The following is a 24,446-nucleotide window of genomic DNA, read 5'->3' on the forward strand; positions in this document are numbered from 1 at the left end:
CTAATCAAGTACTTCTTTGTTCGGAATATTTTGGTTTCAAGTTTCATCAGTAAACTTCTTCCAAATATACACCTTTCAAGATTTACCGAATAATTTGTGCCAATTGCACGTAGGAGGATTTTTATTTATGGAACACGGAACAGTTAAATGGTTTAATGCAGACAAAGGTTATGGCTTCATTACTCGCGACAATGGTAGCGATGTATTCGTACATTTCTCAGCTATCCAAGGCGACGGCTACAAGACTTTAGACGAAGGCCAAAGCGTAACATTTGATGTTGAAGACAGCGATCGTGGCCCACAAGCTACTAACGTTGTTAAAGACTAATTATTAGTTTTTAAAACACTCACTTGTGGTGAGTGTTTTTTTGTGGTCTAATTTGCGAGCTGACCTGCTGGGGTAGTTGGTATAAAGTCTAAATTAATGAATATTGATGAAATGTAATCAAGAAAGTCGCTAAACGCTGTTTTAATAGCGCCTGGCGACTTTCTTAAGTATCCAACAATATTTGGGCACATTTAAATAGTGTATTGTTGAAATACAGTTTAATAATTTGAATAATATAAATATGCGCGGAGAAAAAATGAATCACATTTTAATATTTGATTAAATATTAAAATGTGATAGAGTTATAGCAAGATCATTTCAATAAAGATAGGTGATTATTAAAATGAGTTATATTACTTTGCATCAATTTAAATATAATGGTTCGGGCCCATCTTTAACTAAGACGGAAGTTAAAGCGGAATATTTTAAGCGCATGGAAAGCGATAGTGTTTGGAAAACCAACCTTTATCCTTTACTGACAGATAGTAACGGCGGACAGTCTGATGATTTGCCTATCTTTTTTGAAAATACGACAAAAATGTATTCTAAAATTCAGAAAATAACTAATAATTCGAGGCAAATTAGGCGACTGGTTAATACGTTACCGGGTATAGCCGGCAGAACATATACAAATGAAGTTTTAGCAAATGAAATTTTTTTTACCAACGAAATCGAAGGGGTTAAAACAAATAGAGAAGATATTAAGACAATGGTTGATGAGCAAGAAAACGATCAAACGCTTACCAAGAAAAGGCTGCAGTCAACAGTTCACATGTATAGAGATATCTTTAACCAAAAAATTATTAAAATTTATTCACTAGAAGATATCAGACGAATTTATGATTCTTTATTACAAGGTGAGATTCCTGACAAAAAACTACCAGATGGAAAATATTTTAGAAATAAAGAGGTATGGATTGGATCAGCAATGAAAAAAGTTCATCGTCCTCCAAAAAATGAAAGCGAGATATCCGATAAATTAAAGCAATTAATTCATTTTATGAATGATGCGGATGTCCCTGAAATTCCTAAAGCTATTGTAACGCATTTTATGTTTGAGAATACTCACCCATTTTATGACGGTAATGGAAGAACTGGGAGGTATCTATTATCAGAATATCTTTCTTCAAAAATCGATCCCTATACAGGATTAATTATTTCTACTTCTATTCATAATGAACAATCAAAGTATTACAAAATTTTCAAAGAAGCGGAACGTAGGGATAATTTTGGAGACCTTACCGTATTTATTGAACAGATTTTAAGCATAATAATTGATGGACAGTTAGATGTGCGAACAAGTTTAGTGGATAAATTAGAGGCATTTAATAAATCGGCCAAAATCCTAAATAAAGTGTTCGCTCATACTGAGGAATATGAAGAGGCAAATTTAAAAAAGTGGAGAATATTCAGTGTGCTTTTTATTTTATTACAGTCTTATCTTTTCAATATGGACGATAATGGTATTACTGATACACAACTTATAAGTTTTTGGTATAGTACCGATACAAGGGTATTTAAAAAAAATAAAATGCCAGAGATAATCGGATGGTTGGAAGAAAATAATTGGATATACCGTGCTAAGTCCAATCCTATTATTCATAAATTCACGGATAGCACAAAGGTCACATTAAATTTGGCTGAAAAAGATTAAATGAAATATTGTCTTGCGCACTAAAACGCTGCTTCCATCTGGGAAGTGGCGTTATTTTTTCCCATAAACTATCACCTGTTACCTTTAAGATACAAAGAATAATGGTGATAAGTTGCTAGTGGTTTCACTAATAGTTGACATTATAGTAACGGCTATTGAATGGTTCATAAAATCGCGAGCCAATAAATAATGATAGCCGGGTTTTCAAATGTCGTATTATTACTTGTGCATTAAGAAAAGTTAGAATTATGGATTGGTATTTCAAAGAAAAGCAACACTAAGTAGTTTTCAGGGTTCTCTAAAAGCACAAAAAAATCCTCTAACTACCTAGATAAAGGCAATTAGAGGATTAATGGAATCTACCGGAAGCTTTAAATATCACCCGCACGGGGATCGAACCCGTAACCCCGCCTTGAGAGGGCGATGTCTTAACCAATTTGACCAGCGGGCAATGCTGGAAACAGGAACAATAATCATTTTACATAAAAACTAACTATCCGTCAAGTAACACGTAAAAATAAACGTAATCTTTATAAAAATAAAGTCAACGTGTTATTTAGAATATGCAATAAGATTGGAATCTTCAGATTTTTGGTTCGATTATAAACGAGGGCAAGGATTAGACCTAAAAGTACTTTAGAAAGCCAATAAATGAGGTCTACGTGGCCGAATAGATCCACGTGAACACTACCAAAGACTAATGAGCTAAGCAGGATACTAATCAAACGAGAATCTTTAAAGAACCAATTGATAAATAGGCCGCGAAAGATGATTTCTTCTAGGATTGGGCCGAAGAAGGCGGTAAATACAAACATAAAAAGTCCAAATGATTTAACAAGTGTGGCCAGGCTGTTAACATTTTCATTCCCACTAGTTTGCATAAACGGAACGGTTATGGCGTTAACCGCAAACATTGCAATGAAACCAAGGATGAGTGGCAGCCAGGTACTGGAATTTAATTTTTGATCAAATTCGGCACCGTTTTTAAGCACTGTTTGGCGGTAAAGATGCCCGTATAGGTAGGTCATTAGGCCAACGATGATTAAAAAGCTGATGCCTAAAATTATAATTAAATTTTGCTGATTGGTTTTAACAACTGCGGTGGCAATACTGAGGCCAGTGAGGGGCAGTTGTTCAACGAAGAAGAGAAGGAAAAATAAAAAAATATGTTTGACTGTTCGCATAGATTACACCAACTTAGATTAAGAATGTTTTTATCATAGCATGAAAGTTAATAGAAAAGCACTAATACGTATTAGCAGTAGTCTATATTTAACGCAAATGACTTGCTTTTAAGGTCAAAATTATCTATAATGACAAGTCGTCACATCTAAAATAAGTTTGATCATATAGAAGGGAGTTTGCGTGTGCCAACGAGTACTTTTTTTAACCTTGCAGAAGCAAAAAAACAGCGACTGTTGACGGCAGCGCACGCGGAGTTTTCGCGTGTACCGCTTCATGAGGCTTCAATTAATCGGATTATTCAACAAGCCAAAATTTCGCGGGGAAGCTTTTATCAATATTTTACCGATAAGATGGATTTATTCGGCTATGATTTTATTCAAGTACATAAACGACAACAAGATGATTTTTACCAAACTTTAATTGCGGTTAAGGGCGATTTATTTCTAGCTATTCGGACATTTATTGATAAAAACTTGATTGATTTTACTTCAGGGTCAGAAAATGCTTATTTTCGGAATGTTTTTCTTTCGCTGAGTTTTACGGAAAGTCAGCGTCTAAGAAAGCTAATCCGAAATAAACATCCTCATGAGCAGATTAACGAACTTATTGATCGAACCAAGATAAGAGTAACGGATGATGAATCCTTACAACAATTAGTACATTTAATTACGTCGGCCTGTTTTCAAACTATTGGTCGTTATTGTCAAAAAAACGCGCAAAAAGAGCAATTTGACTTGAAGACCTTACGTCAAGATTTGCTACGTGTTCTTGACTGGCTAGAAAATGGTATTGTACGTAAAACGGAAGGAGCTTAACCTATGTTAAAAATTGCGCGTGGGCGTATGTCAGTCTGGGCAGTCACTGGAGCTTTTCTTTTTATGATTGTTCAGGTAGTCAGCAGCTTAAACCTACCGAGCTTGACCGCCAATATTGTTAATAACGGGGTCGCTAAGGGCGACATTAACTATATTTGGAAGATTGGGTTTGAAATGATTGGCTTTGCCTTATTGAGTATCTTAGCCGCGTTAGGGAATGTCTTTTTAGCGTCCCGAACGTCACAAATGCTTGGTAAAAAGTTAAGAACTGATATTTACCATAAAGTAATTAACTTTTCTAATGATGAATTTGATCAGGTTGAGACCTCTTCATTAATCACACGAACAACCAATGACGTTGTTCAGATTCAAAATGTGGCAATGATGGCACTGCGAATGATGATTATGGCTCCAATTATGCTAGTTGGTGCTAGTTTTTTGGCCTATTCTAAAGATCACACGTTAACTTTGATTTTTATTATTATTTTACCGTTAATGGCAATTTTTATTGGAATTGTAATGCGCTTTGCCGTTCCTTTATTTCGGGCAATGCAGACTAAGACTGATAATATTAACTTGATTTTTCGAGAAGGATTGACTGGAGTTCGAGTTATTCGGGCTTTTCGGCAAGATCATTTTGAGCAAAAACGGTTTGAAGGCGCTAACCAGGACTATACGCATAATGCAGTCAAGGTCTATAGTCTCATGGCATTAATGTCCCCAATTATGACATTAATGATGAGTGCCACCAACGTTGGGATTACTTGGTTTGGTGCGGACCTTATTGCGAGTCAGTCGATGCCAGTAGGAAACATGATTGCGTTTATGACTTACGCCATGCAAATCTTGATGAGCTTTATGATGTTATCAATGGTTTTCGTTCTTATTCCCCGGGCACAGGCTTCAGCAAAACGAATTCAACAAGTCTTGGATTTGGATACAACAATTACGGATCCGAAAGAACCGCTTAAGCTAACTACTGAACCAGGTCGTAACAGTTTAGATTTTGACCAAGTTGATTATCGGTATCATGGTGCTGAAAAATTGGCCCTAAGTGGTATTGATTTCAAGGCCAAGAGTGGCCAAACGGTCGCAATTATCGGTGGGACTGGTTCCGGTAAAACAACGCTAGTTAATTTATTTCCGCGTTTTTATGATGTTGAAAAGGGCGCCATTAAATTAGATGGAATTGATATTCGAAACCTAACTTTGCACGATTTACACGCGGCAATCTCATTTGTACCGCAACAAGCCGTCTTATTTACTGGGACAATTCGCGATAACATGAAGTACGGGAATAAAGATGCCACGGATGACCAAATTTGGCGTGCATTAACGATTGCCCGTTCGGCTGATTTTGTTAAAGCAATGCCAGGTGGGCTTGATGCGCACGTTGAACAAGGCGGGGGTAACTTCTCTGGTGGTCAACGGCAGCGATTAGCAATTGCTAGGGCCTTAGTGAAGGACGCATCGGTTTATGTCTTTGATGATTCCTTCTCTGCGCTTGATTTTAAAACGGATTCAGAGTTACGTGGTGAACTACGGCAGGATCCACGAATCCAAAAGAGTATTGTCGTTATTGTTGCCCAACGAATTTCTACTGTCGCTGATGCTGATCTCATTTTAGTTTTGGATAACGGTAAGTTGGTCGGAAAAGGAACACATGAGGAATTAAAGGCTAACAATGAGGTTTATCAAGAAATAATGGACTCACAGTTGCGAAAGGGGGACCAAGTATGAGCGAGAAAGAGCAAGTAACGACAAAGCAACCTGTAAGTCACGGTCCTGGTCATGGACATGGTGGCGGACACGGCGGCGGGCTAGTTGAAAAGCCGAAAAATTTTTGGCAGACAACAGGCCGGTTAATGCGTTACATGTCTGATCGGTTAGTTGCGGTTTCCTTTGTACTTATTTTGGCAATTGCCTCGGTTATTTTTCAGATCCGCACACCAAAAATTTTGGGTGAAGCAACAACCGAAATTTTTAAGGGTGTTATGAAGGGAACTGCCGAGCAAAAAGCGGGTATCCCAATTTCGCGCTTTCCAATTAATTTTGGAAAAATCGAGCAGATTATTATTGTTGTTATTTTAATGTACTTAGCGGCGGCTGTTTTTAGCTTTTTACAGCAATTTATTATGACACGAGTTTCACAGCAAACCGTTTATAAGCTTCGTCGCGAATTAAAGGCGAAGATGGAGCGTGTTCCGATTAATTATTATGATACCCATACTAATGGTGATATTATGAGTCGGGCCATTAATGATATGGATAATATTGCTAGTACTTTGCAGCAGAGTCTGACGCAGGCGGTCACAAGTGCGGTGACCTTTTTAGGTACTTTGTGGATGATGTTGACGATTAGTTGGAAGTTAACTCTGATTGCGTTGATAACAATTCCGTTAAGCTTGATAATTGTCGGGGTTGTAGCGCCACGTTCACAACGTTTCTTTGCTGCCCAGCAGGATAGTTTGGGCTTGTTAAATAACCAAGTCGAAGAAAATTATTCGGGACACGTGGTTATTAAAAGCTTTAATAAGGAACAGGATGCAATCGAAAATTTTGAAACGCAAAATGACCGGTACTATCAGGCTGCCTGGAAGGCCCAATTTATTTCCGGTATTATCATGCCGTTGATGATTTTTCTGAATAACATTGGTTATGTATTTGTTGCTATTGTTGGGGGAATTCAGGTTTCCCACGGAACGGTTACTTTAGGTAACGTTCAGGCCTTTTTACAGTATACAAACCAATTTTCACAACCGATTTCACAGTTGGCCAATTTAATGAACACAATTCAATCGACAATTGCATCTGCCGAACGAATTTTCCAAGTGATTGATGAGCCTGAAATGACCGATACTGCTTCTGGCTTGCCAGAAATCAAAGATGATCCCAATTTTATTACCTTGGATCACGTTCAATTTGGTTACAACGATGAATTATTGATGCAGGACTTTAATTTAGAAGTTCAAAAAGGTGAAACGGTTGCAATTGTTGGACCTACTGGGGCCGGTAAAACGACAATCATTAATTTGTTAGAACGTTTTTATGATATTAAAGGCGGCTCAATTCGATTAATGGGGACTGATACGCGTGATATCAAGCGAGAAGCATTACGCTCGCACTTTGCGATGGTTCTTCAGGATACTTGGCTCTTTACCGGAACAATTTATGATAACCTTAAATATGGTAATGAAAAGGCAACGCGGGATGATATCGTTAAGGCTGCCAAGGCGGCCCACGTTGATGATTTTGTACGTAAACTTCCTGATGGCTACGAGACGATCTTAAATGAAGAGGCGTCAAACATTTCCCAAGGGCAGCGTCAATTAATAACGATTGCCCGGGCGTTTGTTGCGGATCCGGAAATCTTAATTTTAGATGAAGCAACAAGTTCAGTGGATACGCGAACCGAAGTTCATATTCAGCACGCTATGGCCCGGTTATTAGTTAATCGAACAAGTTTTGTTGTTGCACATCGTCTGTCAACAATTCGTGACGCGGATAATATTATTGTGATGAATGAGGGCTCAGTTGTTGAAACTGGGACACACGATCAGCTAATGTCTAAGAATGGTTTTTACGCTGATCTTTACAATAGCCAATTCTCTGGTAACGTTGCAATGTAATTGAGGCACGTTCTAGAGCAATGTACGGAAACAATGAGAGGCTGGGACTTTTGGTTCCAGCCTCTTTTTGGATAGATCGAGTTGTCTGTGGGAAAGTAAACTATGCTATGCTTTAGCTATTAAATACGGAAAAGAGTCGGGATAAATGTACGATAAAACACAGGCAGAATTGGCGGCGTTAGTTACGGATGGTGTTGTTCCAGGTGTTCATTATGCTTTTATTAACGGACAAACAACTGAAGAACATTATTTTGGTTACAGTGAACTAAAACCAGATAAAAAATTATTAAAGGCCAATCAACTCTATGATTTGGCCTCTTTAACCAAAGTGATTGCAACGACAACGTTAATATTGGAATTGCAAGAAGCCGGGCGTCTATCCGTTAATGATCCGTTACAGTGGTATCTACCTAGCTTTCAAGATAGTCGCGTAACCTTGCGCCATTTTTTGACCCATACTTCTGGAATTAGCGGCTATATTCCCCACCGAAATTCACTGAGCGCGGCCAAATTAATCTACTCCTTGTTAGGCCTGACCACTAGTGCAGGTTTTGGACGTGAAGTTAAGTATAGCGATACTGGTCTAATTTATTGTGGCTGGGTTATCGAACGCTTACTTCATTTGCCGGTTCAGGATGCATTAACGCGGTATGTATTGCGGCCACTGGGTATGTTAAACAGTACGTTTACGCCAGAAAAGAAATTGTGTGTGCCGGCAAGTTATGAGCCAGGTGGGCGCGGGCTAATTCAGGGGGTAGTCCATGATCCTAAGGCCCATATTTTAGGCAAACACTGTGGTTCCGCCGGATTATTTGCACCAATGAGTGATCTACTCTTGTTTGCTCGTTTTATGTTAGGCGATGCAGTCGTTTCGCGGCCGCCAATTAGTCGGACAACCATCAACAGTCTTTACCATGACTACACGGGCTTTTCTGGTGGTCGTAGTCTAGGTTGGGATTTGAAAATTTCACCAGAGGCTGATCAACATAAGCTTTTATTTCACACTGGCTACGTTGGCAGTTTTATTCTGCTTGATGGGAAAAAGGACACGGCTTTTATCTTCTTATCAAATCGAATTCATCCGGTAGCACCGAATGAAGCCTATTTAGCCAAACGTGATCACTTGATTGCGACCTATTTAGCCGAAAAAGCGCAAGAATGATGGAATTTAATTAATAAGAATGTAAGCGATATGGTAAACTTAACAATGAGGCAGTTAATTTATATTGAGGTGATTTTCTTTGGCAGAACCATTTTTCTTAAAACCCTATTTTCAGGAAAAAATTTGGGGAGGTACTAAGCTACACGATGTTTTTGGTTATGAATTATCCAGTGATAAAACCGGTGAATGCTGGGCAATTTCGGCGCACCCACATGGTCCCAGCACAGTAGCCAATGGACCTTATGCTGGTGAAACGTTAGACGAAGTATGGGCAAAGCACCGGGATGTTTTTGGTAACGCAAAGGGAGATGTTTTCCCGTTGCTAACTAAAATTTTAGATGCGGAAGCTGATTTATCAGTTCAGGTTCACCCGGATGATCCTTATGCAGCCGAACATGAACACGAATTAGGGAAGACGGAATGTTGGTACATTATTGCAGCAGATCCCGGCGCCGAATTAGTTTATGGTCATACAGCCAAAACACGTGAACAGTTGGCCGATATGATTCATCAAGAAGATTGGCAGGACTTATTTGTTCACGTGCCGGTTAAACCTGGTGAATTCTATTACGTTCCAAGTGGGACTATTCACGCTTTAGGTAAAGGCATTATGGCGTTAGAAACGCAACAAAGTAGTGACACGACTTACCGGTTGTATGATTATGACCGGGTCGATGCCAAAACTGGTAAAAAGCGTGAACTCCACATTCAACCATCGATTGATGTCACCAATGTTCCCTTTGTTGCCCCTAAGTTAGACGTTCAGACAAAACAAGTTGGAACCTCCACACTGACAACTTACGTTAAGGCACCTTACTTTAGTGTCTATCAATGGCGAGTTCAAGGTGAGTTAGCTTTAGAGCGGCAAACTACACCTTATACGTTGGCTTCTGTGATTGACGGACAAGGACAGTTAACGGTTGACGGGCAAACTTACCCGTTAAGTAAGGGTCAACACTTCATTTTACCGTTTGCAGTTAAACAGTGGCAACTTAGCGGTGATTTGCAAATCATTGCTTCGGAACCCGGCGTTAAGGCCTAAATAAAAAAACTGATGTTGTTTGCCACTAATTACTCTGGCGAACAACATCAGTTTTTTATTTTGCCATGGGGGCCGTTTGGTAACCCTTTTCGTCTAATTTTTTTCTTAATTGCAAAACAGCGGTATAAGTTGCTAGTACATAAACGTGTTTAGTAGGTAAGGCTTTGATCTCAGTAATAACGTCATCTAATTCCGGTTTTTTCACTAACTTATCTTCTGGAACACCAGCAATTTTTAAACGGAAAGCGATGTCCTTTTCGCGTTCACCACCAGCAATAAATCGGGGAATAGGAAGGTGAGTTAAGCTTTCAAAGTCAGCGTCCCAAATCCAACTGGTATCAATACCATCGGCGTAATTAGCGTTTAAAAGGGTCACTAGTGAGAAAGGTTCTTGGTCTAAAGCAATCATATCTAAAACTTGGTTAAGGCCAACCGGATTTTTGACTAAAATTAAAGTTACGGCCTTGTCTTCCACCTGAATGATTTCTTGGCGCCCGAATACTTTTTGATCAGCATCAATGGCATGTTGAATTTGGGGTTGCGTGATACCAAAGTAACGACCAACTGCATAGGCGGCCAATGCGTTGTAAATATTGTAGGTACCACCAATTTGAATTTTAAAGGGGTGACCATCAATTTCAAAGCTAGAGGAAGTTGGTGTCTGCTGAGTTAATTGAGTTAAACGGTAAGTTAGTTCAGGCCGCTTAAAGCCGCAGTTAGGACAGTAATATTTACCAAGGTTACTGTAAACCAAGGCTTTATAATGTAGAATATGGTGACAAACCGGGCATAAAACCCCATCAGTGTTATAAGGGGCCATTAATTCGCCATCTGGTTCGTGATCAAAGCCGTAAAAGATAAATGGATTTGGCAACTCGCGGGAATGAAAGATTGGTGCGTCACCGTTAGCAATAATTGTTGCTTCAGGCGCATTCGCGATGCCATCAAGGATTTTTTGGTAAGTCGTGTAAAGCTCACCGTAGCGATCCATTTGATCACGGAAAATATTGGTCAGAACAAAAGCTGTGGGTTTAATGTATTTTGTAATTAAAACAACATTTGCTTCATCTACTTCAAGGACAGCCAATTTCTTACCTGATCTGGTTCGCTGGTGCGTTAGAAAAGCAGTAGTGATTCCCTGTACCATGTTGGAGCCAGTTGGGTTGGTTAAGATATCGGGATACTGTTCGCGAAGTACCTTAACGGTCAGTGCGGTGGTCAGAGTCTTACCATTGGTTCCCGTAATGATGACAACTTCGTAATCCCGCGCTAAGGTCGTTAAAATTGTTGGATCAATTTTGTTTGTAATAATGCCAGGTAAGGAACTACCACCTTTCAAAAAAGTGTGGAGAAACCAGTAAGATGATTTACCAGCGGCAATTGCTAAGGAACTTTTTAATGACATTTTAGATACTCCTCAAGATTAATAATTTCACACATGAATGTAGCATACCATAATTAATAGTGGCTACGGCAAAATGATGATTTAGAAGGTGAATTTTCTTCTAAAATCGATTATACTGAATAAGAATGTTTATGAAAAGGGGTTTGAAAAAGGATGGCCCAATTGTTTTTTCATTACGGTGCAATGAATAGCGGGAAGACAATCGATATTTTAAAGGTTGCGCATAATTACGAGGAGCAGAATAAATCAGTGATTATCATGACTTCTGGGATTGATGACCGCGATGATGTAGGCGTTATTTCTAGTCGAATTGGTTTGCGCCGAAATGCAATTCCAATTTTTGCTGAGACTAACCTTGAAAAAGTTGTTGCGCAAGAGGACCCAAAGGCAGCCTGTATCTTAATTGATGAGGCTCAGTTTTTAAAAAAGCATCACGTTTTAGAACTGGCAACGATTGTTGATGATTGGAATATTCCAGTGATGACGTATGGTTTAAAAAATGACTTTCAAAATGAATTGTTTGAAGGCTCAAAATATTTATTACTTTATGCTGATAAAATTGTTGAGATTAAGACAATTTGTTGGTTTTGTAATAAAAAAGCGTTGATGAACATGCGTGTTACTAATGGTAAGCCAGTCTATCAAGGTCAACAGATTGAGATCGGTGGTAACGAGGCATACTACCCCGTTTGTCGACACCACTATTTTCATCCCGATTTAGCAAAAATTGCGGCGGATAACTAGCGCGTGCATCGTAGCGACCTTATTTAAAACTATTAGCTAGTTTTCAGAACGCCAAAACTCAACTGGAACAATGCAGAACAGATTAGATTCCATTCCGGTGCGCGTTCCATACGCCAGCGCCGGAATGAAACCTAATTAAATCTGAGCACGTGTAATTCAGTGACCAAACGACATAAGCATTATTTTTAGTAGCGATATAATTTAATTTAAATATAGTGTTTGACAAAAAATAGAAGGCTGCTTTTCCAAACACTCTCTAGCCAGACTTAATTCAAAATTGTGAGGTAAATAAATTATGGACGAAATGTTTGATCAGCTCCAATCAGTTGCTGATCGTTATGAAGAATTAGAAGGATTGCTATCTGATCCTGAAGTCATTAACGATACGCAACGATTTATGAAGTTGTCGAAAGAAGAAGGCGAAATCCGCGAAACAACGGATAAATATAACCACTATAAAGATATTAATAATCAGATTACGGAAAATCAGGCGATGCTTCGCGAAAAACTAGATCCAGAAATGGATACGATGGTTAAACAGGATTTAAATACATTAGAGACTGAAAAGGCCAAGCTTGAAGAAGAAATGACCGTTTTAATGTTACCCAAGGATCCTAATGATGATAAAAACATTATTATGGAAATTCGGGGTGCTGCTGGTGGTGATGAAGCCAGCCTTTTTGCGGGTGATCTTCTTGATATGTACATGCGTTATTCCGAAAAACAAGGTTGGAAAACTGAAGTTGTTGATCAAACGCCAACTGAAGTGGGCGGTTTTAAAGAGGTTGTCATTATGATTACCGGTGATAACGTCTATTCTAAGCTTAAGTTTGAAAATGGTGCGCACCGTGTGCAACGAGTCCCACAAACGGAATCACAGGGACGTGTTCACACATCAACCGCAACTGTTGCAGTAATGCCAGAGTATGATTCCGTTGACATTGATATTGATGCGAAGGATATCCGAACCGATGTTTATCGTTCATCTGGTGCTGGTGGTCAACATATTAATAAGACATCTTCAGCCGTCCGAATGACCCATCTACCAACTGGGATTGTTGTTGCCATGCAGGATGAACGTTCGCAGCAACAAAACCGGGAAAAAGCAATGAAGATTTTGCGAGCACGAGTTTATGATTATTATGAGGGTCAAAATCAGAGTGAATATGATGAAAACCGAAAGAGTGCTGTAGGAACCGGGGATCGTTCTGAGCGGATTCGAACTTATAATTATCCACAAAATCGGGTTACTGACCACCGAATTGGCTTAACGCTGAATAAGTTAGACAAAATTATGAATGGTGATCTAGAGGAAATTATTGATGCATTGATTTTACATGATCAGACAGAAAAACTGGAGCAGCTACAAAATGGTTAATCCAACGTATTTTGAGGCCATTAAATGGGCCTCTTCTTTTTTAACTAAAAATAAAAAAGAAGACGCTGGTTCATTTTTGTTGCAGGAACGTTTTAATTTGGACCAAACCGATCTTTTGCTAAATTATCAGCACGCCATGTCTGCCGCCGATTGGCACCAATTTCAAGCAGACGTTCATCAATTTGCTTCAGACGTACCAGCGCAGTATATTGTTGGCCACGCCCATTTTTATGGGCATAGATTTCGTGTAACGAATGCGACATTAATTCCGCGTCCGGAAACTGAAGAATTGGTGGAGTGGGCGCTGGCGCTAGGGGAGCAACCACTAAATGTTTTAGATCTGGGTACAGGTAGTGGTGCGATTGGCATCAGTTTAAAATTGGCCCGGCCAAATTGGCAAGTTACAGCATCGGATATTTCGGCGGCCGCCTTAACAGTTGCCAAACAAAATGCCCAAGAATTAGGGGCAAAGATAACGTTTCAGCAAAGTGATATGTTTAAATCTTTGACCCAGCAAAAGTTTGATTTAATTGTGAGTAATCCACCGTACATTGCCAATTCCGAAACTTTGGTGATGGACGCGAGTGTTTTAAAATTTGAGCCTAAGACAGCATTATTTTCCGGAACGGATGGTTTAAATTTTTACCGGCAGTTGCTTGGGCAGTTACCGCTACATTTAAATACCAACGGTCACTTTTTTGGTGAATTTGGTTTTAAACAAAAAGAAGCGCTTGGTCAAATTGTGCAGCAACAATCAGTATTAGTGGCGCAGTTTAAAAAAGATATTACCGGGCATGATCGAATGGTGCGCATTCAATACAAAGAAGTTTGAAGGGATTGATTATTATATGGAAACAAAAATTTTTTCACCTGAACAAATAAAGGCGGCCGCAATTGATTTAGCAGCCGGTGAGCTAGTCGCTTTTCCAACTGAAACAGTTTATGGGTTAGGTGCCGATGCGACGAATGAGTTAGCAGTTAAGAAAGTATACGCCGCTAAAGGACGTCCCAGTGACAATCCGTTAATTGTTCATGTTGCTGACGTTGCGACCGTAAAAAAATATGTGGCAGATTTTCCGGAAAAGGCCCAAAAATTAACGGACGCGTTTTGGCCAGGCTCGTTAACCTTAATTTTAAATTTAAAACCGAATGCTTTTTCTAAAACTGTTACTGGTGGTTTAACGACGGCCGCCTTTCGTAATCCTAAAAATCAAGTGACGTTAGATTTGATTAAGACATTAGGACGGCCAATTGTTGGTCCATCAGCTAATACTTCGGGCAAACCCAGTCCAACAACGGCCCAACACGTAAACCATGATTTAAATGGAAAGATTGCCGGAATTATTGATGACGGCCCAACTGGTGTGGGTCTAGAATCGACGGTGTTAGATTTATCCGGGACAACGCCGACGATCTTACGGCCAGGTGCAGTGACAAAAGAGGCAATTGAACAAGTGATTGGTTCGATTGAAAATAATCACCATCATGTATCTGCAGAAGAAATTCCTAAGGCACCAGGAATGAAGTATAAACACTACGCGCCTAATGCTCAGGTTCTGGTGGTCAAAGAACCTAGTGAGTTTCGTGCGGCCATTGCGTGGGCGGCAAAGCAGGAACTTCCCTTTGGCGTTTTGGCAACTGATGATATTTTAGGTCAGAGTAGTGACGTGCGTTTTAAATATCAGTTTTCACTGGGTGATTCATTAACTACCGCTAGTCAGCATTTATTTGATGGTTTGCGTTACTTTGATTTATTACCTGAGGTGAAATTAATTCTGGCACAGGGCTTCTCTAAAGAAGGCCTAGGTGTGGCCTATATGAACCGACTAGAAAAATCGGCTGGCCAACAATATTTTACTGAAACTAACTAAGATTATGCTATAATTAATTTATTGCCATTTTAATTTAATTGTTTTATCATTTAGATAATGGGACCAGATTGGTCAGTAAATAACTTACGTTAATTATTTTGGAGGGAAAGCCATTGAACTATCATCTTAATGACCCAGAACTTTGGAACGCGATTCACCAAGAGGAACAACGTCAGGAACACAACATTGAACTAATTGCATCAGAAAATATCGTTTCTGATGCAGTTCGCGCGGCTCAAGGAAGTGTTTTGACCAATAAATACGCTGAAGGTTATCCGGGCCACCGTTTTTACGGTGGTTGCGAGTACATCGATGTCGTCGAGCAATTGGCCATTGACCGGGCTAAAAAATTATTTGGCGCGGAATACGCCAATGTACAACCACATTCCGGATCAGGAGCTAACATGGCCGCGTACCGTGCCTTCTTAGAACCTGGTGACCGAGTTTTAGGAATGAGTTTAACTGAGGGCGGTCATTTAACTCATGGTGCACCAGTTAGTTTTAGTGGTCAAACTTATTCATTTAAGAGCTACGGCATTGATGAGACGACTGGCCGAATTGATTATCCGGCGTTACAAAAACTTGCTCATGAGTTCAAGCCCAAAATGATTGTGGCAGGAGCTTCCGCTTATAGCCGGATAATTGATTTTAAGGCTTTTCGGGATATTGCCGATGAGGTTGGCGCCTATTTAATGGTAGATATGGCGCACATTGCTGGTTTAGTTGCTGCTGGACTGCACCCAAGCCCAGTACCTTATGCGGATGTTGTCACGACAACAACACATAAAACGTTGCGGGGACCACGAGGTGGACTAATCTTAGCGAAAGAGCAATACGCCAAGGCAATTAACTCCGCCGTTTTTCCTGGTATTCAAGGCGGACCATTGGAACACGTTATTGCAGGTAAGGCGGTTGCGTTAAACGAGGCCTTACAGCCAGAGTTTAAAACGTACGCTGCACAAATTTTAAAAAATGCGCAGGCTATGGCAGAAGTTTTCAACGCTGATCCACGGATTAAGGTTATCTCTGGTGGAACGGATAATCATTTATTATTACTTGATGTTACTCCGTTTGATTTAACGGGACGAGACGTTCAAGATCTATTAGATATGGTTAGTATTACCGTAAATAAAAACACAATTCCTGGTGAAAAGAATGGTTCGTTTAGAACTAGTGGTGTTCGTCTAGGAACACCAGCAATCACCACACGTGGTTTTAAAGAGGCCGAATCTAAACAGGTTGCCCAGCTTATTTTAGCAACGTTAGAACAACGAAGTGACCAAACGGCGTTAAGTCGTATTCGGCAACAGGTTTTTGATTTGACCGAACAATTTCCAATCAATGCAAAAAAATTTGATTTTGACTAGTTTTTCCTAGTTAAGTTCGCTAAACTATAGGTAATCATGTGTAAAATTAAATACGCAAGCCATGATGTTTTTTGTGTGTCATTTATACAGAAGTACTTATTTTAAATTGTGAAAGAGGAGCTTATAAATGGGAGAATTACATGTCATTGACCATCCACTAGTGCAGCATAAGTTAACAATCATTCGGAATAAGGACGTTGGAACTCAACAATTCCGGCAGGTTGTCAATGAAATTGCAACATTAATGGCCTATGAAGTAACCCGCGATATGCCAACGGAAGACACGGTTGTTGAAACGCCAATTGCAAAGACAACTAAGAAGACACTTGCGGGTAAAAAAGTGGCAATTGTGCCAATTTTGCGTGCAGGTCTCGGAATGGTTGACGGCTTTTTGGAATTGATTCCCGCTGCAAAAGTCGGCCACATTGGTATGTATCGTGATCATAAAACATTAAAGCCAATTGAGTATTTTGTTAAGATGCCTTCTGACATTGACCAACGTGAATTATTTGTCGTTGATCCAATGTTGGCAACTGGTGGTTCAGCAATTATGGCGATTGATGCGTTGAAGAAGCGTGGTGCTAAGCAAATTAAGTTTGTTGGTTTAGTTGCGGCTCCAGAAGGCGTTAAAGCACTCCAAGAGGCACATCCCGACGTTGACATTTACATTGCCGGTTTGGATGATCGCTTAAACGAAGATGGTTACATTATCCCTGGTTTAGGGGATGCTGGTGACCGCTTATTTGGAACTAAATAAAATGCTTTAAATGATGACCAAGGCGATTTAGGTAATGCGCATTAGAAAAAATGATTTGTTAATCTATCATTGGCTATTCGATGCTCATTACGTGAAGTAACCTTGGTCTATTTTTAATCTGTTTTAGAAAGCGCATTCTCTTGCTGATTGGACAAATACTTCTAAAACTTTTTCTGAAAATAATCCTGTAACTGGGAGTAAAAAGCCATTTATAGGCCTTGGAAACGGTTTTTAACCCATGTTAGTTTTTTTGTATTTTTTGTTTATTGGTGGTATTATAACGATTGTATTTTGAACGTTACATTATTTAACAATCGTTCAAATTCTTTTCTGCCGGTGTCGCTTTCGTGCCGATTCGTTCTGTGTTACACTTTGGATTACAGTGACTATGTACATAACGAATTGCGCAACACTGTCAAAAATCTGGTTGTGGAAAAGAGGTGAGATTCTGTGAATGAAGAGACTTACGTTGTAAAGTTTTTAGGGATTCCCTTTAACATTACAAATGTGATCTCAGGATTAGCTGCTTTTGCAATCGTCTTTTGCCTAGTTTATTTTCTATCGCGTAATTTAGCTATGAAACCAACCGGTAAACAGAACGTGCTTGAGTGGATTATTGATTTTACCAACGGGATTGTTTCAAGCAATATTCCCGGCGAACAAGGGAAAAGATTCAATTTATTCGCTTTTGTTTTGTTCCTGTTTATCTTTGTTTCTAACCAAATGGGGTTAGCGATCCAAATAATTGTTGGAGGAACGACTTACCTTAAGAGTCCAACTTCTGACCCAATGGTGACTATGTCATTGGCATTGATGGTTTTGTTATTAGCACACTTTTTCGGGGTACAACGATTTGGCGTAAAAGGCTATTTAGTAAATTCCTATTTACGCCCCGTAAGTTTCATGCTGCCAATTGAACTATTGGAAGAATTTACGAATTTCCTAACGCTATCATTCCGTCTGTATGGTAATATTTTTGCGGGCGAAGTCTTACTTACACTTGTTGGAAGTGTCGCAAAGTCTCACGGGCTGATTACTACGGTAGTTGCGTTACCGCTCGAGATGGTCTGGCAAGGGTTCTCTGTCTTTATCGGCAGTATCCAAGCTTACGTTTTTGTTACCTTATCAATGGTTTATATTTCTCAAAAAGTTGAGAAAGAATAAACCAAACAATTCTAGGGAGGAAAGTATATTATGAATTTTATCGCCGCATCTATTGCAGCCGCAGGGGCAGCTATTGCCGCTGGTATCGGTAATGGTCAAGTCATCTCAAAAACAATTGAAGGAATGTCACGTCAGCCTGAACTATCTGGTAAATTACAATCAACTATGTTTATTGGTGTAGGTTTGATCGAAGCCGTTCCAATCATCGCGATCGTTGTTTCATTCATTCTGTTATCGCGTTAGGCTACACGAGGCAGATTACTGCCTTTTTTGATTGTCAATTAAATATAAAAGGAGGTGTCAATAGATGCTTTCACATTTCGTCGTTGGTGCAGCAAGTGGCTTATATATAGGTGATTTACTTTTTTACCTAGTATCTTTTATCTTGTTGTTACTATTAATTAAGCATTTTGCATGGGGACCGGTTACGAAAATGATGGAAAACCGTGCAACAAAAATCTCTAATGATTTAGATTATGCTGAGGATTCACGTACGAAAGCTTCAAGTTTACAAGCTCAAAGACAAAAAGAATTAGATAATTCACAGCAAGAAGCGACTGGCATTGTGAATGATGCTCGTCAAAATGGCGAAAAGCAACGGCAAACAATTCTTTCTACAGCACAAGATGAAGCAGGTACATTAAAGTCAAATGCTCAGAAAGATATTGCGCAGGAACGCGAAGACGCGTTAAAGAGTGCGCAAAATGATGTGGCTGCTTTATCTATTGAGATTGCTTCTAAAATCATTCAAAAAGAATTAAAGGCTGATGATCAAAAAGCACTCATTGATTCTTATATCGAAGGGTTGGGGAAGCAAAATGGCGCTAGATAGAGAAACAGTTGGTACACGTTACGCTACGGCGCTATTTGATCTTGCAACGGAACAGAAGACACTGGATAGCATTTATGAAGAAGTTGTTGCATTGCAACGAGTTTTTTCCACAAATGATGGATTAGGTGAGGTACTTTCTGGTGCAATTTTAACGTCAGACCAAAAAAAGCCACTTTTAGCTGCCTTAAAAAAAGACGCATCAAAAACAGTTGCGAATCTATTACAAATGGTTTTTGATTATGGTCGAATGGCTGAAATGCCCTATATTTTAGCTGATTACATTCAATTATATGATCAAAAACGCGGATTGGTACACGCTAAGGTAACCTCAGCAGTACCATTATCTACTGATCAAAAGGACGCGTTGGCGCAACAATTTGCTACGCGGATTGGTGCTAACAATGTTGAACTGGATAATGTTGTTGATGATAGCATTATTGGCGGTGTCATTGTTAAATCAAATGATTTGATTATTGATGGTAGTATTCGAACACGTTTAATGCACGTTCGACAGTTATTGTTGGGCTAAAAATAATAAACGGATTTTATTTTAAAAGAGGTGAACCCTATGAGCATCAAAGCTGAGGAAATCAGCTCTTTGATTAAACAGCAATTAGATAACTATTCTAATGATCTATCTGTTGAAGAAGTTGGTACTGTTACTTATGTTGGTGATGGTATTGCAAGAGCAACCGGCCTCGATAACGCAATGGCCAATGAATTGTTGGAATTTCAAAATGGTTCATATGGTATGGTACAAAACTTAGAAACAAATGATGTTGGTATTATGATTATGGGTTCATTTGACGATATTCGTGAAGGCGATACTGTAAAACGAACTGGTCGAATTATGGAAGTACCAGTTGGTGAAGGTATGATTGGCCGGGTTGTCAATGCTTTAGGACAGCCAGTTGATGGCCAGGGCGAAATTAAGTCGGACCATACACGTCCCGTTGAGTTTAAGGCGCCAGGTGTTATGGATCGACAATCAGTCAGTGAACCATTACAAACTGGACTAAAGGCAATTGATTCCCTTGTTCCAATTGGTCGTGGCCAGCGGGAACTAATCATTGGTGACCGTAAGACAGGTAAGACATCGGTTGCCATTGATACAATTATTAATCAAAAAGATCAAAATATGATTTGTATCTACGTTGCGATTGGCCAAAAGGAATCAACTGTCCGTAGCCAAGTTGAATCATTACGTCGATTTGGTGCAATGGATTACACCATTGTTTTGATGGCCGGTCCTTCTGAACCCGCACCAATGTTGTATTTGGCACCATATGCCGGTGCAGCAATGGGTGAAGATTTCATGTATAATGGCAAACACGTTTTAATCATTTATGATGATTTAACTAAGCAGGCTGCCGCTTATCGTGAAATTTCCTTACTATTACGTCGTCCACCAGGTCGTGAAGCTTATCCTGGTGACATTTTCTATACACATTCTCGTTTACTAGAACGTGCCGCTAAGTTAAGTGATAAATTAGGTGGTGGTTCAATGACCGCCCTACCAGTTATTGAGACACAGGCTGGTGATATTTCGGCTTATATTCCAACTAACGTTATTTCTATCACTGATGGTCAAATTTTCTTGGATAGTGATTTGTTCTATTCAGGCACTCGACCATCAATCGACGCTGGTGCATCCGTTTCTCGTGTTGGTGGGGATGCCCAAATCAAGGCCATGAAGAAGGTTGCCGGTACTTTACGTGTGGATCTAGCTTCTTACCGTGAATTGGAAAGTTTCTCACAATTTGGTTCCGATCTTGATGCAGCCACACAAGCTAAGTTAAATCGTGGTCGACGAACGGTTGAAGTACTTAAACAGCCAGTTCACCAACCGCTTCCAGTTGAAAAACAGGTTTTAATTTTATATGCTTTGCGTGAAGGCTATCTAGATAGTGTTCCCGTTGATGACATTTTACGTTTCCAAGACGAACTGTTTGATTATTTCGATAGTAATAAAGCAGATGTTTTGAAACAAATTGTCGAGACAGGTAAATTGCCTGAAGGCAGCGAGCTAGCTGATGGACTTAAAGCTTTTTCCAAAATCTTTAAACCTGGAGTGACACCTGTTGAAACGGCTACTAACTAAGAGGAGATGAGTACATGGCTGAATCTTTAACTGAGATTAAACGTCGAATTGATTCGACAAAGAGTACCGAGAAAATTACCCAAGCCATGCAGATGGTCTCAGCCTCGAAGTTGAATCAAATTGAAAAAAAGTCGTCCAATTATTTGTTATATTCAAGCAAAATTCGCGAAATTGTAACGCATATGGCCGCTGCGCAATTATTGGCTATTAGTAATTTTAATGATAAAAGTTCTACCAAGGACGGAAAAGATAAGATCCGCGTTAGTAGTATGTTGCAGGAACGACCAGTTAAAAAGACTGGTTACCTTGTGATTACCTCAGATCGTGGACTTGTTGGTAGTTATAATAGTAATGTTATTAAGGCTGTTACTGATATGATTACAAAGGATCATAAAACTTCTGATGAGTATGTCTTTATGGCAGTGGGCGGAACTGGCGCAGACTTTTTTAAAAATCGAGGCATGAACATTGCCTATGAATATCGTGGTGTAAGTGATGTTCCAACTTTTAACGAAGTTCGGGAGATCGTCACGACAGCAGTTTCAATGTTTGATTCTGGTGTTTTTGATGAACTTTACGTTTGTTATAATCACCACGTTAATACATTACGTTCAGAATTTCGGGCTGAAAAGATGTTACCAATTACTGATTTAGATATTTCTGAAGTGAAGGATAAGCACGTTTCTTATATTGCCGATCCTTCACAGGAGGAAGTACTAGATGCAATCTTGCCCCAATATGCTGCAAGTTTGATTTTTGGTGCATTAATGGATGCTAAGGCCGCCGAACATTCGGCTGGTATGAACGCAATGCGTAGTGCAACCGATAATGCCAAAGATTTAATCGATCATTTGACCTTGACTTATAATCGGGCACGACAAGGGGCCATTACCCAAGAAATTACTGAAATCATTGCAGGTGCTAGTGCGCTTGAATAAGCTGCTGTACCTAGTAAAATGATGGGAGGAACAAAATAATATGAGTGCTGGTAAAATTACCCAAGTAACGGGTCCAGTTGTCGATGTTGCGTTTCCTTTAGACGGTTCACTCCCTGAAATTAATAACGCACTGATTGTTCAAAAGAGCAAAGATGAAACAGTGACGTTAGAAGTTGCCCTGGAATTAGGCGATGGTGTCATGCGTACGATCGCTATGGATTCAACGGATGGTTTGCAGCGTGGAATGAACGTTACAGACACTGAAGGAGCCATTACAGTTCCAGTTGGTGAAGATACTTTAGGGCGTGTATTTAATGTTTTAGGTGAACCAATCGACTTCGGGGATAAATTTCCTGCCGATCACGAACGTAGTAGTATTCACAAGGAAGCACCTAAGTTTGAAGATTTAAGTACCTCCTCTGAAATTTTGGAAACCGGAATTAAAGTTATTGATTTACTTGAACCTTACCTTCGTGGTGGGAAAATCGGCCTGTTTGGTGGTGCCGGTGTTGGTAAAACAGTTTTAATTCAGGAACTAATCCATAACATTGCTAAAGAGCATGGTGGTATTTCAGTCTTCACTGGTGTTGGTGAACGTACTCGTGAAGGTAACGATTTGTATTATGAAATGAAGGGTTCAGGCGTTTTGAGTCATACGGCCATGGTCTTTGGTCAGATGAATGAGCCGCCTGGCGCCCGGATGCGGGTTGCCATGACTGGTGTTACCCTAGCTGAATATTTCCGTGACGTTGCTGGCCAAGATGTTTTACTCTTTATTGATAACATCTTCCGTTTCACGCAAGCTGGTTCTGAAGTTTCGGCCTTACTTGGTCGTTTACCTTCAGCCGTTGGTTATCAGCCAACGTTAGCTACTGAAATGGGCCAATTACAGGAACGAATTACTTCAACTAAAAAGGGTTCAATCACGTCAATCCAGGCCGTTTATGTACCTGCCGATGACTATACCGATCCTGCACCTGCGACTGAATTTGCGCATTTGGATGCAACAACTAACTTGGAACGTTCTTTGACTGAACAAGGTATTTACCCGGCCGTTGATCCACTTGCTTCAACTTCAAGTGCCCTTGACCCAGAAATTGTTGGTCAAGAACATTATGACGTTGCCATGCAAGTTCAGCAGGTATTACAACGTTACCATGAATTACAAGATATTATCTCTATTTTAGGGATGGATGAATTGTCCGATGACGAAAAAATCATTGTTGCACGTGCACGGAGAATTCAATTCTTCTTATCGCAAAACTTTAGTGTTGCCGAACAATTTACTGGCCAACCTGGTTCATATGTATCAGTTGCTGATACCGTTAAGGGCTTCAAAGGTATTTTAGCCGGTAAATATGATGATCTACCAGAAGATGCTTTCCGTGGTGTTGGTCCAATCGAAGAAGTTGTCGAAAAGGCTAAAAAAATGGGTTACGGTAGCAATACCGATGCATCTACTGATCAAGATCAAAAAGCTGCAGCTAACTAGGAGGTGTGCATATGGCTGACAAGCCCGTTTTGACAGTTAATATTGTCACACCCGATGGTATTATTTATAATCATCACGCTACGATGATCATTGTTAATGCATTAGATGGTCAGTTAGGAATTATGCCTAATCATGAACCAATTGTGGCACCATTACAGATTGATGAAGTTCGCGTTAAGCGTGTTGATCAATCTGATCGTGAAGACGCAATTGCCGTTAATGGTGGTTTTATGGAGGTCTCCGGTAACGTTGCTTCAATTATTGCCGATTCTGCGGAACGTGAACGTGATATTGATGTTTCCCGTGCGCAATTGGCAGAGCATCGTGCCGAAGAAAACATTAAAAAGGCACAAGAAAAAGAAGATACTGATGAATTACAACGTGCTCAAATTAAGCTTAAACGTGCGATGAACCGAATTAACGTTTCAAAGCATTAATTTAAGTTAACCAAAAAGTATGTCGAAGAGCATCTGTTTGTGACGGTGATTTAGTCATAAGAAGGTGCTTTTTCTACGATTAGTCAAGAGAAACCTCTATTTTATGGGGTTCTCTTTTTTTTGAGCAGTACTTTAAGATTTTTTC

At 39.7% G+C, this 24,446-nt stretch carries 23 protein-coding genes and 1 tRNA gene; 21 read left to right on the top strand and 3 right to left on the bottom strand.

Translation table 11 applies throughout. From position 1 onward, the window contains the following. Positions 1 to 127: 127 nt before the first annotated feature. Together EKM98_RS06790 and EKM98_RS06795 are read left to right on the top strand one after the other, a co-directional pair. Complete coding sequence (locus tag EKM98_RS06790) at positions 128 to 328, top strand: cold-shock protein (protein ID WP_068280304.1); 201 nt, start codon at positions 128 to 130, stop codon at positions 326 to 328. Positions 329 to 671: 343 nt separating this feature from the next. Beyond that, positions 672 to 1,982, top strand: coding sequence for a Fic family protein (locus tag EKM98_RS06795; RefSeq protein WP_125981508.1), 1,311 nt, complete (start codon positions 672 to 674; stop codon positions 1,980 to 1,982). A gap of 378 nt (positions 1,983 to 2,360) precedes the next feature. Here the strand turns inward: EKM98_RS06795 and EKM98_RS06800 are convergent. Together EKM98_RS06800 and EKM98_RS06805 are read right to left on the bottom strand one after the other, a co-directional pair. Further along, a tRNA-Glu gene (locus EKM98_RS06800) sits at positions 2,361 to 2,433 on the bottom strand. A gap of 79 nt (positions 2,434 to 2,512) precedes the next feature. Next, positions 2,513 to 3,166, bottom strand: a complete 654-nt coding sequence (locus EKM98_RS06805; RefSeq protein WP_125981510.1) for a CPBP family intramembrane glutamic endopeptidase — start codon at positions 3,164 to 3,166, stop codon at positions 2,513 to 2,515. Between the two features lie 183 nt (positions 3,167 to 3,349). On the opposite strand from EKM98_RS06805, the gene EKM98_RS06810 reads away from it, so the two are divergent. The 5 genes from EKM98_RS06810 (at position 3,350) to manA (ending at position 9,815) form a co-directional block, all read left to right on the top strand. Next, positions 3,350 to 3,982 (top strand): TetR family transcriptional regulator, encoded by a 633-nt coding sequence (locus tag EKM98_RS06810; RefSeq protein ID WP_125981512.1) that lies wholly within the window; start codon positions 3,350 to 3,352, stop codon positions 3,980 to 3,982. A gap of 3 nt (positions 3,983 to 3,985) precedes the next feature. Next, positions 3,986 to 5,722: an ABC transporter ATP-binding protein gene (locus tag EKM98_RS06815; protein ID WP_125981514.1), complete on the top strand. Its 1,737-nt coding sequence runs from the start codon at positions 3,986 to 3,988 to the stop codon at positions 5,720 to 5,722. Beyond that, positions 5,719 to 7,611 (top strand): ABC transporter ATP-binding protein, encoded by a 1,893-nt coding sequence (locus EKM98_RS06820; protein ID WP_125981516.1) that lies wholly within the window; start codon positions 5,719 to 5,721, stop codon positions 7,609 to 7,611. The genes EKM98_RS06815 and EKM98_RS06820 overlap by 4 nt, the downstream gene beginning before the upstream one ends. Positions 7,612 to 7,756: 145 nt before the next feature. Then, complete coding sequence (locus EKM98_RS06825; RefSeq protein WP_125981518.1) at positions 7,757 to 8,773, top strand: serine hydrolase domain-containing protein; 1,017 nt, start codon at positions 7,757 to 7,759, stop codon at positions 8,771 to 8,773. 79 nt (positions 8,774 to 8,852) lie between these two features. Next, a complete protein-coding gene (manA, locus tag EKM98_RS06830; RefSeq protein ID WP_125981520.1) occupies positions 8,853 to 9,815 on the top strand; it encodes a mannose-6-phosphate isomerase, class I in 963 nt (320 codons plus the stop codon). 55 nt (positions 9,816 to 9,870) lie between these two features. Here manA and EKM98_RS06835 read toward each other — a convergent pair whose 3' ends face one another. Next, a complete protein-coding gene (locus EKM98_RS06835) occupies positions 9,871 to 11,220 on the bottom strand; it encodes a Mur ligase family protein (RefSeq protein ID WP_125981522.1) in 1,350 nt (449 codons plus the stop codon). A gap of 153 nt (positions 11,221 to 11,373) precedes the next feature. Here EKM98_RS06835 and EKM98_RS06840 point away from each other — a divergent pair, with 153 nt between their 5' ends. The 14 genes from EKM98_RS06840 to EKM98_RS06905 all read left to right on the top strand — a co-directional run bounded on the left by EKM98_RS06840 (position 11,374) and on the right by EKM98_RS06905 (position 24,301). Further along, positions 11,374 to 11,964, top strand: a complete 591-nt coding sequence (locus EKM98_RS06840; protein WP_068225128.1) for a thymidine kinase — start codon at positions 11,374 to 11,376, stop codon at positions 11,962 to 11,964. Positions 11,965 to 12,259: 295 nt separating this feature from the next. Further along, positions 12,260 to 13,342: a peptide chain release factor 1 gene (prfA, locus tag EKM98_RS06845; RefSeq protein ID WP_125981524.1), complete on the top strand. Its 1,083-nt coding sequence runs from the start codon at positions 12,260 to 12,262 to the stop codon at positions 13,340 to 13,342. Further along, positions 13,335 to 14,174 carry a peptide chain release factor N(5)-glutamine methyltransferase gene (gene prmC / locus EKM98_RS06850; RefSeq protein ID WP_125981526.1) on the top strand — a complete coding sequence of 280 codons (840 nt, stop codon included), beginning with the start codon at positions 13,335 to 13,337 and terminating at the stop codon, positions 14,172 to 14,174. Before prfA ends, prmC begins: the two co-directional genes overlap by 8 nt. 16 nt (positions 14,175 to 14,190) lie before the next feature. Continuing rightward, positions 14,191 to 15,213, top strand: a complete 1,023-nt coding sequence (locus tag EKM98_RS06855; RefSeq protein ID WP_125981528.1) for an L-threonylcarbamoyladenylate synthase — start codon at positions 14,191 to 14,193, stop codon at positions 15,211 to 15,213. A 113-nt stretch (positions 15,214 to 15,326) separates the two neighbouring features. Continuing rightward, the gene (glyA, locus tag EKM98_RS06860; RefSeq protein WP_125981530.1) at positions 15,327 to 16,580 is read left to right on the top strand and encodes a serine hydroxymethyltransferase; all 1,254 of its coding nucleotides are present in this window, start codon (positions 15,327 to 15,329) and stop codon (positions 16,578 to 16,580) included. Positions 16,581 to 16,707: 127 nt separating this feature from the next. Further along, entirely contained in the window at positions 16,708 to 17,337 is a 630-nt protein-coding gene (gene upp / locus EKM98_RS06865; protein WP_068225114.1) for a uracil phosphoribosyltransferase, read from the top strand. A 450-nt stretch (positions 17,338 to 17,787) separates the two neighbouring features. Continuing rightward, on the top strand, positions 17,788 to 18,501 hold the full coding sequence (gene atpB / locus EKM98_RS06870) for a F0F1 ATP synthase subunit A (RefSeq protein WP_125981532.1): 714 nt from the start codon (positions 17,788 to 17,790) through the stop codon (positions 18,499 to 18,501). A 30-nt stretch (positions 18,502 to 18,531) separates the two neighbouring features. Then, entirely contained in the window at positions 18,532 to 18,744 is a 213-nt protein-coding gene (gene atpE, locus EKM98_RS06875) for a F0F1 ATP synthase subunit C (RefSeq protein ID WP_068225110.1), read from the top strand. 64 nt (positions 18,745 to 18,808) lie between these two features. Further along, complete coding sequence (atpF, locus tag EKM98_RS06880; RefSeq protein ID WP_125981534.1) at positions 18,809 to 19,333, top strand: F0F1 ATP synthase subunit B; 525 nt, start codon at positions 18,809 to 18,811, stop codon at positions 19,331 to 19,333. Beyond that, entirely contained in the window at positions 19,320 to 19,862 is a 543-nt protein-coding gene (atpH, locus tag EKM98_RS06885; protein ID WP_125981536.1) for an ATP synthase F1 subunit delta, read from the top strand. Before atpF ends, atpH begins: the two co-directional genes overlap by 14 nt. Positions 19,863 to 19,901: 39 nt before the next feature. After that, a complete protein-coding gene (gene atpA / locus EKM98_RS06890; protein ID WP_125981538.1) occupies positions 19,902 to 21,434 on the top strand; it encodes a F0F1 ATP synthase subunit alpha in 1,533 nt (510 codons plus the stop codon). Between the two features lie 14 nt (positions 21,435 to 21,448). Beyond that, complete coding sequence (locus EKM98_RS06895) at positions 21,449 to 22,372, top strand: F0F1 ATP synthase subunit gamma (protein ID WP_125981540.1); 924 nt, start codon at positions 21,449 to 21,451, stop codon at positions 22,370 to 22,372. A 40-nt stretch (positions 22,373 to 22,412) separates the two neighbouring features. Beyond that, positions 22,413 to 23,864, top strand: coding sequence for a F0F1 ATP synthase subunit beta (gene atpD, locus EKM98_RS06900; protein WP_125981542.1), 1,452 nt, complete (start codon positions 22,413 to 22,415; stop codon positions 23,862 to 23,864). Positions 23,865 to 23,875: 11 nt separating this feature from the next. Then, positions 23,876 to 24,301: a F0F1 ATP synthase subunit epsilon gene (locus EKM98_RS06905; protein ID WP_125981544.1), complete on the top strand. Its 426-nt coding sequence runs from the start codon at positions 23,876 to 23,878 to the stop codon at positions 24,299 to 24,301. Positions 24,302 to 24,446 lie beyond the last annotated feature (145 nt).

Source organism: Loigolactobacillus iwatensis, assembly GCF_003950295.1.
GTDB classification, from domain to species: domain Bacteria; phylum Bacillota; class Bacilli; order Lactobacillales; family Lactobacillaceae; genus Loigolactobacillus; species Loigolactobacillus iwatensis.

What these genes read in the sequence shown, in the direction of transcription:
- EKM98_RS06790 (WP_068280304.1), top strand. Translation starts at nt 128, where the DNA reads ATGGAACACGGAACAGTTAAATGGTTTAATGCAGACAAAGGTTATGGC.
- EKM98_RS06795 (WP_125981508.1), top strand. Translation starts at nt 672, where the DNA reads ATGAGTTATATTACTTTGCATCAATTTAAATATAATGGTTCGGGCCCA.
- EKM98_RS06805 (WP_125981510.1), bottom strand. Translation starts at nt 3,166, where the DNA reads ATGCGAACAGTCAAACATATTTTTTTATTTTTCCTTCTCTTCTTCGTT.
- EKM98_RS06815 (WP_125981514.1), top strand. Translation starts at nt 3,986, where the DNA reads ATGTTAAAAATTGCGCGTGGGCGTATGTCAGTCTGGGCAGTCACTGGA.
- EKM98_RS06820 (WP_125981516.1), top strand. Translation starts at nt 5,719, where the DNA reads ATGAGCGAGAAAGAGCAAGTAACGACAAAGCAACCTGTAAGTCACGGT.
- EKM98_RS06825 (WP_125981518.1), top strand. Translation starts at nt 7,757, where the DNA reads ATGTACGATAAAACACAGGCAGAATTGGCGGCGTTAGTTACGGATGGT.
- EKM98_RS06835 (WP_125981522.1), bottom strand. Translation starts at nt 11,220, where the DNA reads ATGTCATTAAAAAGTTCCTTAGCAATTGCCGCTGGTAAATCATCTTAC.
- EKM98_RS06840 (WP_068225128.1), top strand. Translation starts at nt 11,374, where the DNA reads ATGGCCCAATTGTTTTTTCATTACGGTGCAATGAATAGCGGGAAGACA.
- prfA (WP_125981524.1), top strand. Translation starts at nt 12,260, where the DNA reads ATGGACGAAATGTTTGATCAGCTCCAATCAGTTGCTGATCGTTATGAA.
- prmC (WP_125981526.1), top strand. Translation starts at nt 13,335, where the DNA reads ATGGTTAATCCAACGTATTTTGAGGCCATTAAATGGGCCTCTTCTTTT.
- EKM98_RS06855 (WP_125981528.1), top strand. Translation starts at nt 14,191, where the DNA reads ATGGAAACAAAAATTTTTTCACCTGAACAAATAAAGGCGGCCGCAATT.
- upp (WP_068225114.1), top strand. Translation starts at nt 16,708, where the DNA reads ATGGGAGAATTACATGTCATTGACCATCCACTAGTGCAGCATAAGTTA.
- atpE (WP_068225110.1), top strand. Translation starts at nt 18,532, where the DNA reads ATGAATTTTATCGCCGCATCTATTGCAGCCGCAGGGGCAGCTATTGCC.
- atpF (WP_125981534.1), top strand. Translation starts at nt 18,809, where the DNA reads ATGCTTTCACATTTCGTCGTTGGTGCAGCAAGTGGCTTATATATAGGT.
- atpH (WP_125981536.1), top strand. Translation starts at nt 19,320, where the DNA reads ATGGCGCTAGATAGAGAAACAGTTGGTACACGTTACGCTACGGCGCTA.
- atpA (WP_125981538.1), top strand. Translation starts at nt 19,902, where the DNA reads ATGAGCATCAAAGCTGAGGAAATCAGCTCTTTGATTAAACAGCAATTA.
- EKM98_RS06895 (WP_125981540.1), top strand. Translation starts at nt 21,449, where the DNA reads ATGGCTGAATCTTTAACTGAGATTAAACGTCGAATTGATTCGACAAAG.
- atpD (WP_125981542.1), top strand. Translation starts at nt 22,413, where the DNA reads ATGAGTGCTGGTAAAATTACCCAAGTAACGGGTCCAGTTGTCGATGTT.
- EKM98_RS06905 (WP_125981544.1), top strand. Translation starts at nt 23,876, where the DNA reads ATGGCTGACAAGCCCGTTTTGACAGTTAATATTGTCACACCCGATGGT.